This window comes from Oligella urethralis DSM 7531, assembly GCF_000372065.1.
GTDB lineage: Bacteria > Pseudomonadota > Gammaproteobacteria > Burkholderiales > Burkholderiaceae_B > Oligella > Oligella urethralis.
In genome coordinates, this window is the sequence record NZ_AQVB01000035.1 from 1 (window position 1) to 7,353 (window position 7,353).

The 7,353-nt window shown below is 40.2% G+C and carries 8 protein-coding genes and 1 pseudogene; 6 read left to right on the forward strand and 3 right to left on the reverse strand.

Going from position 1 to position 7,353, the window contains the following annotated elements:
* Nucleotides 1-198, reverse strand: a pseudogene (locus tag A3GA_RS11735) (IS256 family transposase); the annotation flags it as partial.
* Nucleotides 199-608: 410 nt separating this feature from the next.
* Between A3GA_RS11735 and A3GA_RS11740 the strand changes: the two are divergent.
* From A3GA_RS11740 to A3GA_RS0110885, 6 genes are all read left to right on the forward strand, one after another.
* Complete coding sequence (locus A3GA_RS11740) at nt 609-1,625, forward strand: LacI family DNA-binding transcriptional regulator (protein WP_018027432.1); 1,017 nt, start codon at nt 609-611, stop codon at nt 1,623-1,625.
* A gap of 2 nt (nt 1,626-1,627) precedes the next feature.
* On the forward strand, nt 1,628-2,641 hold the full coding sequence (locus tag A3GA_RS0110865; RefSeq protein WP_018027433.1) for an ABC transporter substrate-binding protein: 1,014 nt from the start codon (nt 1,628-1,630) through the stop codon (nt 2,639-2,641).
* Nucleotides 2,642-2,712: 71 nt separating this feature from the next.
* Entirely contained in the window at nt 2,713-3,531 is an 819-nt protein-coding gene (locus A3GA_RS0110870) for an ABC transporter permease (RefSeq protein WP_018027434.1), read from the forward strand.
* Nucleotides 3,528-4,337 (forward strand): ABC transporter permease, encoded by an 810-nt coding sequence (locus A3GA_RS0110875; protein WP_018027435.1) that lies wholly within the window; start codon nt 3,528-3,530, stop codon nt 4,335-4,337. The genes A3GA_RS0110870 and A3GA_RS0110875 overlap by 4 nt, the downstream gene beginning before the upstream one ends.
* Complete coding sequence (locus tag A3GA_RS0110880; protein ID WP_018027436.1) at nt 4,324-5,385, forward strand: ABC transporter ATP-binding protein; 1,062 nt, start codon at nt 4,324-4,326, stop codon at nt 5,383-5,385. The genes A3GA_RS0110875 and A3GA_RS0110880 overlap by 14 nt, the downstream gene beginning before the upstream one ends.
* A 2-nt stretch (nt 5,386-5,387) precedes the next feature.
* Nucleotides 5,388-6,215 (forward strand): phosphodiesterase, encoded by an 828-nt coding sequence (locus A3GA_RS0110885; protein ID WP_018027437.1) that lies wholly within the window; start codon nt 5,388-5,390, stop codon nt 6,213-6,215.
* A 476-nt stretch (nt 6,216-6,691) separates the two neighbouring features.
* On the opposite strand, the gene A3GA_RS0110890 is transcribed toward A3GA_RS0110885, so the two are convergent.
* Nucleotides 6,692-7,039, reverse strand: coding sequence for a DMT family transporter (locus A3GA_RS0110890; RefSeq protein ID WP_018027438.1), 348 nt, complete (start codon nt 7,037-7,039; stop codon nt 6,692-6,694).
* A gap of 110 nt (nt 7,040-7,149) precedes the next feature.
* A partial coding sequence (locus tag A3GA_RS12355; protein WP_026156969.1) for a hypothetical protein occupies nt 7,150-7,353 on the reverse strand: 204 nt, incomplete at its 5' end.

The following is a 7,353-nucleotide window of genomic DNA, read 5'->3' on the forward strand; positions in this document are numbered from 1 at the left end:
GTTGCGGCTATTGCCGTCCGTTTTAGCGCCTCTGGCGTGTTTACTGTAGCCAAGGTGCTCCTCTAGCTCAGCGGCTAAGGCTGTCTCATACAGTTGCTTGCGCAGCTTGTCTGCGAGTGCTTCAATGATATCGCCATCGCTCGGCTTTAGGTCTAATTGCTTGATTAACGATTGAATGATGTCGTCGTCTTTAGTCATGTAACTTTCCATGTGAAATACTCCTATGAAGAATATCGGATTAAAGGAAGTTACACAAAATTATTTACAGGCCCCAATCAGCCGTCTGACGATTTGATAGCAAGTCTTATTTGCGCCTATTGCAATATAAAACTAACCATTAGCAATGATAATCCTTACGTGATCCCCTGGTAACTATATCTAAGGTATTTATCCCCATCGTGATACGTAAATAATGAGGGTTTATGATGTATTGGTGATTTAGTATCTACTGTTTGCTAAAGGATTTATCAAATCACTTCTCATATCGCCTTGCTGTCACATAAGTTTATGTCTGATTCATCTAAATAAACTCTGCTTTCTGTCACGAAACTGAAAAACTCCACATCTATAATGTAAACGTTTACATTGTGGGCGCTTAGTTGAGTGTCATGAGTATTGAAAAAATTGCTGAGCTTGCTCAAGTTTCGATTGCAACCGTTTCACGCGCATTTAATTCACCAAATAAGGTATCTGATAAAACGCGTGAACGTGTCCTACAGAAAGCGAAAGAAATTGGCTATATTTCAAATGCCAGCGCTCGCGCTTTACGCACGAATAAAACTAATGTTATCGGGGTTATGGTGCCGACTATGCTTAACCCTGTCTATGCGGAGTATTGTGAAGGAATAACCCAATCGGCTTTTGAAGCAGGTTATTCAACCATGATATTAAATTCAGCCTATCACTTAGAACAAGAAAAAATTGTTCTCCAGAAATTACTTGAGGCAAATGTTGATGGTTTAATTTTAACCGTTTCGAATACACAAAATCCGCAAGCCATGAGCTTTGTTAAAGCCTTAAGAATTCCTTATGTGTTGGCATATAACAATGACCCTCATTATCCATGTGTCTCTGTTGATAGCCGCCAAGCTTTAACTGAACTTGTTGCGTCTTTAACTAATGCTGGACATCAACATATTACGATGGTATGTGGTGAATTAGCCGTTTCTGATAGAGCTCAGCAACGGTACCAAGGTTACTTAGATGCTGTTCAACATAGCCCTGGCTTACAGCCGAATCTACTTGAGATCCCTTTTATTGAATCTGCGAATGCACAAATCCAGCAATACCTTCTGGAGCATTCGCATATCACTGCTTTAGTCTGTTCTAACGATTTATTAGCGATTCGCTGTTTGCGGGCTGCGCAACAATTGGGTCGTAAAATTCCGGATGAGCTATCCATTATCGGTTTTGATGGCATTGCCCTAGGACGTGAACTCTATCCGATGTTGAGCTCTATAGAAACACCAAATAAGCAAATCGGCCAAACCAGTTTTTCTCTCTTATATCAAGCCATGCTAAATGACACAGCATTAAGTCCGCTTGATACATGTCTATTGCCTTATTCATTTCAACAAGGTGAATCTTGCAATATTGCCTTCATTAATTTACCCCATAGGAGTTAGCTGTGAAATTATCTTTACGTTCTGTAGTGAAATCAGGTCTTACTGCTGTCGCCCTGACACTCTCAAGCAGTGTTTTAGCACAAACAGTTATTTGTTATAACTGTCCTATCGAATGGGCCGACTGGGGCTCGCAAATTCAGGCTATTAAGTCTGAAACCGGTATTACCGTACCACCAGATAATAAAAACTCAGGACAATCTCTTGCTCAATTAGTAGCCGAAAAAAATAGTCCAGTTGCTGACGTTGTTTATTTAGGCGTAACCTCAGGCATCCAAGGTGCTAAAGAAGAGCTTGTTGAACCCTTTAAACCAGAGCGTTGGGATGATATTCCAGAAGGTCTTAAAGATAAAGATGGCAAATGGTTTTCTATCCATTCAGGTACCTTAGGCTTTATGGTAAATGTAGATGCTTTAGGTGGTAAGGCTGTACCACAATCTTGGGAGGATCTGTTAAAGCCTGATTACAAAGGCATGGTGGCTTACTTAGACCCATCGTCAGCATTTGTGGGATATGCCGGTGCTGTTGCTGCTAACTTAGCTATGGGTGGTGACCTAGATAACATGGATCCGGGTATTGCTTTCTTAAAGAAACTCAAAGCGAATGACCCCATCGTACCAAAGCAAACATCTTACGCTCGTGTCTTATCGGGTGAAATACCAATTCTTATTGACTACGACTTCAATGCTTACCGCGCTAAATACAAAGATGAGGCTAATGTTGAATTTGTCATTCCTAAAGAAGGCACCATAGTGGTTCCTTATGTGATGTCGCTGGTAAAAGGTGCTCCGCATGCGGAAGATGCAAAAAAGGTTTTAAACTTTGTTTTATCTGATAAAGGCCAAGCCATCTGGGCAAATGCCTATTTACGTCCTGTTCGCAGTGCGACTATCCCTGCTGAAGTTTCTGAACGTTTCCTACCAGAAACTGAATACCAGCGTGCACAAGCCGTAGACTATAAAAAAATGGCTGAAAATCAAAAAACCTTCGCTGAACGTTATTTAAAAGAAGTGAATTAATGTAGTTATTCATTAATTTGCCATGGCGAGCATGTTGATCATTCACATGCTCGTTTTTTAAAGGTTGAACTATGTCTAAACAATTGTCTGCACAGCAACGTATTAAATTTTATTGTTTGTTACCTGCATTTATTGTTTTCTGTAGCTTCTGGCTGATTCCCATGATCTGGTTAGTGAGCTTACCTGCACAAGAAGGCTGGCAAGCCTACTTTGCTGTATTAACCAATGTACGGTATTTACAAGTAATGCTTTTTACCTTAATACTCTCTGTACTCGTGACAATTCTGACCTTAATTATAAGCGTGAGTATAGGTATATTTTTTGCGCGTAATGAGTTTTTCGGCAAGCGAATGATGTTGTCATTGTTAACCTTACCCTTATCTTTTCCAGGGGTGATTATTGGTTTCTTTTTTATTTTAATCGGTGGTCGCCAGGGTTTATTTGCGGACCTAACTAACCTACTAGGGTTTGGTAAAATCAGTTTCGCTTACGGCGTTACTGGTTTATTTTTAGCATATTTATATTTTTCTTTACCCCGTTCAATCGCAACATTTGAAGCAGCTGCTCAAACCATTGATATAGCACTTGAAGAAGCTGTACGCTCCTTAGCAGGGACACGTTGGTTAATTGTGAAAGACGTCTGGATTCCTGAGTTATTACCATCCATTATTTCAACTGCAGCAATCGTATTCTCTACTTCTATGGGGGCCTTTGGCACAGCCTTTACCTTAGCAAGTCGCTCTGAAGTGCTACCGATTACGATTTATAACGAATTTACAAACTATGCAAATTTCACTATGGCTGCTTCTTTATCTATTGCGCTAGGATTAGTGACATGGTTAACTTTGTTCGTGACGCGTCGTTATGAGTCTAAGGGAGTTCATGTATGAATCGTACCCATAAAAAAAGGTTCAAATCCCCTTGGCTCTATACTTTAACAATTATCACCTTGCTATTTATTTGCGTGCCGATGCTAGTTTCCATTTTTGCCGGTTTTGTGAATAACTATGCAATAGGTTTTGAAAGTGGTTTAACCACAAAATGGTTTCTTCAAGTATGGTCTTCATATAGCAATACTATTTTTTGGTCTATTGTCATAGCCTTAGCTTGTGTTCTTATTACCTTAATTATCGGTGTACCTTGTGCTTACGCATTTGCTAGGTCAAAAAATCGTTGGTTAAGAATTCTTGATGAATTAATTGCATTACCGATAGCCATCCCAGGCCTTGCTTCTGCCTTAGCACTTATTCTGGCATATGGACAAATCCAATGGTTCCGTCAAAGTTACTTATTTATCTTGGTTGGTCATGTGGTCTTTACCTTGCCATTTATGGTGAAAACAGTAACTGCAGCTTTTAAAAAACATGAACTCTTAGTACTGGAAGAAGCTGCGCGCTCCTTAGGCGCCTCATTTATTGCACGATTTCTAGGTGTTTTGGTACCCGCTATTTTGCCTTCGATTATTGCTGCCTGTTTAATGGTTTTTACCTTATCCATTGGCGAATTTAACTTAACCTGGATGCTACATACCCCCATGACGCGCACCTTACCTGTGGGCTTAACAGATAGCTATGCATCTATGCGTATTGAAGTTGGTTCAGCCTATACCTTTATTTTCTTTTTAGTAATTCTACCGTTTCTTTATGGGTTACAAACGGTAGCGACTTATTTCCAAAACCGATATGGAACATTTTGATAAAGTTCGAATTCAAATTAAATCCTGCCAAAAAACCTATTCAAACGGTACGATTGGCTTAAAAACCACCTCTATAGAAGTAGAACCTGGGGAAATTCTTGCTCTATTAGGACCTTCAGGTTGTGGCAAGACAACCTTATTACGTATGGTCGCTGGTTTAGAAGATGCAGATAGAGGCGGTGAAATCTGGTTTGGTAATCAGAACGTCACGATGTTACCTATCGAAAAACGCAATGTCGGTATGGTGTTTCAGCACTATGCCTTATTTCCACAGATGACCGTTGAGGCAAATATTGCCTATGGACTAAAAATCCGTAAGTTAACCATGGATCAGATTAAAGCACGAGTAGCAGACTTAGTTCGCTTAATGAATCTGAACGGTCTGGAAAAACGGCGACCACATGAACTCTCGGGCGGACAACGTCAACGTGTTGCCTTAGCCCGAGCAGTAGCAATTCGTCCGCGCGTACTGCTACTTGATGAACCGCTAGCAGCACTAGATGCCAAACTTAAAGAATCCCTCCGTGATGAGTTAGGTGTCTTATTGCGAGAACTTGGTATTACTGCTATTTATGTGACACATGATCAACAAGAGGCAATGGCTTTAGCTGATCGATTAGCGATAATGTATAAAGGTGAGATTGTACAACGCGGTAGTAGTGAGACACTCTATCGTGAACCAAGCCACCCCTTCGTTGCAGAGTTTTTGGGCCGAGTAAATCGCCTCACTCGTACTGTAGAGCAAGCACAAAAAAACCACCTGCTGTTAGGTCATTACATATTACCCTGTGCACCACAACTTCAAGGACATACCAGCCTATTAATACGTCCTGATGATATTCAATTAAGTGAAGAAATTGTACCTGAGAAAGCTCGTGCAACTATTAAGAAACGTATATTTTTAGGTGATAGAATTCAATTTATATTGTGTCTTCCTGGTGACCAATTACTCAAGTCAGAAACCAGTACCAATAGCATCTTTAGAGAAGGACAAGAAGTCGCTTTAACGATTCAATCCGATAAAATTATGGCGGCGATTCAGGAGTAGGTATGACCATCATTGCGCAAATTACAGATTTACATATTCGTGAGCCCGGACGATTAGCTTATAAACGAATTAATACAGCACCTTATTTAGAACGCGCTGTAAATACTCTAATGACACAAAAACAAAAGGTTGATGCACTGATTGTTACGGGTGACCTCTGTGACTTTGGGCGTGAAAGTGAATACGACCACTTACAGCGCCTATTACAACCACTTGATTGTCCGGTATATCTAATGCCAGGCAATCACGATAATCGAGAACAGCTACGACGTTCATTTGACACGCACACCTATTTACAACAACATCACGGCGAACAAATTTACTATTCTGTAAAAATCGGTGTTGTGCAGTTAATCGCATTAGACACTGCCGTATTAGGCAAGAGCTATGGAGAGCTTGATAAAACACAACTACAATGGCTAGATAGACAACTTAACCAAAGCCAAGGCGCTCCTGTTATTATTGCTATGCATCACCCCCCATTTAATACACTAATAGGTCACATGGATAAAATTGGTCTATTAAAGGGGACTACTGAATTAGCTGAGATTGTAAAAAAATACCCGAATGTAGAACGAGTCATTTGTGGTCATTTACATCGTTCTATAGATGTTCGATTCGCAGGGACAATTGCTTCAACAGCGCCCTCTGTAGCACATCAAGTCGCCTTGGATATTGATCCTAATGCAGCATCATGCTGGGTGCTAGAACCTCCCGCCTATAAGCTACATATATGGCAAGAGGATGGGCCATTAGTTTCGCATTTAGCCTACGTAGATAATTACGACGGACCTTATCCTTTCTACGAGAATGGACAGTTGATTGATTAAAAGCGATATATGTCAAGCTAATCAACTAATTTCTTAACGCTTATGGCAATGCTACGAATTATAGTAGATGACAAAGTCTTGCATTCTTTATCGTACTGTATTGCCCGAGTAGCCTCCTCAAGCCATTCTTCAAACTCGACGGGTGATGAATCATAGCATGGTTCACTTCCGAAAGGCTGGTTTTACCTTTAAAAACATCTAAAACCAATGCACTTTTATGCTTGACTATCCAACGACGATTCTCTGACTTCATCTCTGTACTCATGGTCAAATTTTTTCCATACAATCAAATTAAGACCTGAGCAGGTTTTTACTGGGTAAATACAAAATTTCTCCACTACTTCCTCAAAGCACAAACCCTATCCAAAGCCTCTACGTACTCTTTTTCTAACTTAGCCACAATAGCTGCAACAGGCTCGATACAATCAATTAAACCCACCCCTTGACCGACATGTTCATCTCCTTAATACCTTTATTTAGCCATGAGTTACGCTTTTAGAAAATAAGTTAATGATTACCACACCCATGATAATTAATCCTATTCCTAGTATTGCTGCTTGGTCTAATCGTTGTTTAAAAAAGATAAAACCAATGACCGCTATACAGACTATCCCTATTGCACTCCATAAAGCATAGGCAATGCCTATGGGAATCGTTTTTAAACTTAGTGAAAGAAAATAAAAAGACGAGCCGTAACTCATTAAAACCAACGTTGAAGGAATTAATCGAGTAAATTGTTCTGTCTTAATTAATAAAGACGTTCCCACCAATTCAAAAAAAATAGCAATCGCCAAAAAACAATAAGCTGCTATTGTTGGCTGCATATAAACTCCTAAACATCAAAATGTTCCACATGGAATCGAGTAGGGTGAGGTTTGCACCTCATCCCTCTCACAGAACCGTACGTACGGACCTCGTATACGGCTCATGCACATTACCATTTAGCATATGCGCTAAACACGTAGCCAGTCTCAACTTTCCCCATATCATACAACGTTAAACTATCTAACCACTTATTCGGCATAGCATAGTGAGCTAATGGACTGGCTGAGTTTCTCCAGTGCCACATCGCTATCGACTCAAACGGTGGTTTATAGCCTAATTGTTTAAGTCGTCTATGTAGCCGTTTAGGCTTTTT

Excerpts from the sequence above, each read along its gene's own strand:
- A3GA_RS11740 (WP_018027432.1), top strand. The coding sequence starts at position 609 with ATGAGTATTGAAAAAATTGCTGAGCTTGCTCAAGTTTCGATTGCAACC.
- A3GA_RS0110870 (WP_018027434.1), top strand. The coding sequence starts at position 2,713 with ATGTCTAAACAATTGTCTGCACAGCAACGTATTAAATTTTATTGTTTG.
- A3GA_RS0110875 (WP_018027435.1), top strand. The coding sequence starts at position 3,528 with ATGAATCGTACCCATAAAAAAAGGTTCAAATCCCCTTGGCTCTATACT.
- A3GA_RS0110880 (WP_018027436.1), top strand. The coding sequence starts at position 4,324 with ATGGAACATTTTGATAAAGTTCGAATTCAAATTAAATCCTGCCAAAAA.
- A3GA_RS0110885 (WP_018027437.1), top strand. The coding sequence starts at position 5,388 with ATGACCATCATTGCGCAAATTACAGATTTACATATTCGTGAGCCCGGA.
- A3GA_RS0110890 (WP_018027438.1), bottom strand. The coding sequence starts at position 7,039 with ATGCAGCCAACAATAGCAGCTTATTGTTTTTTGGCGATTGCTATTTTT.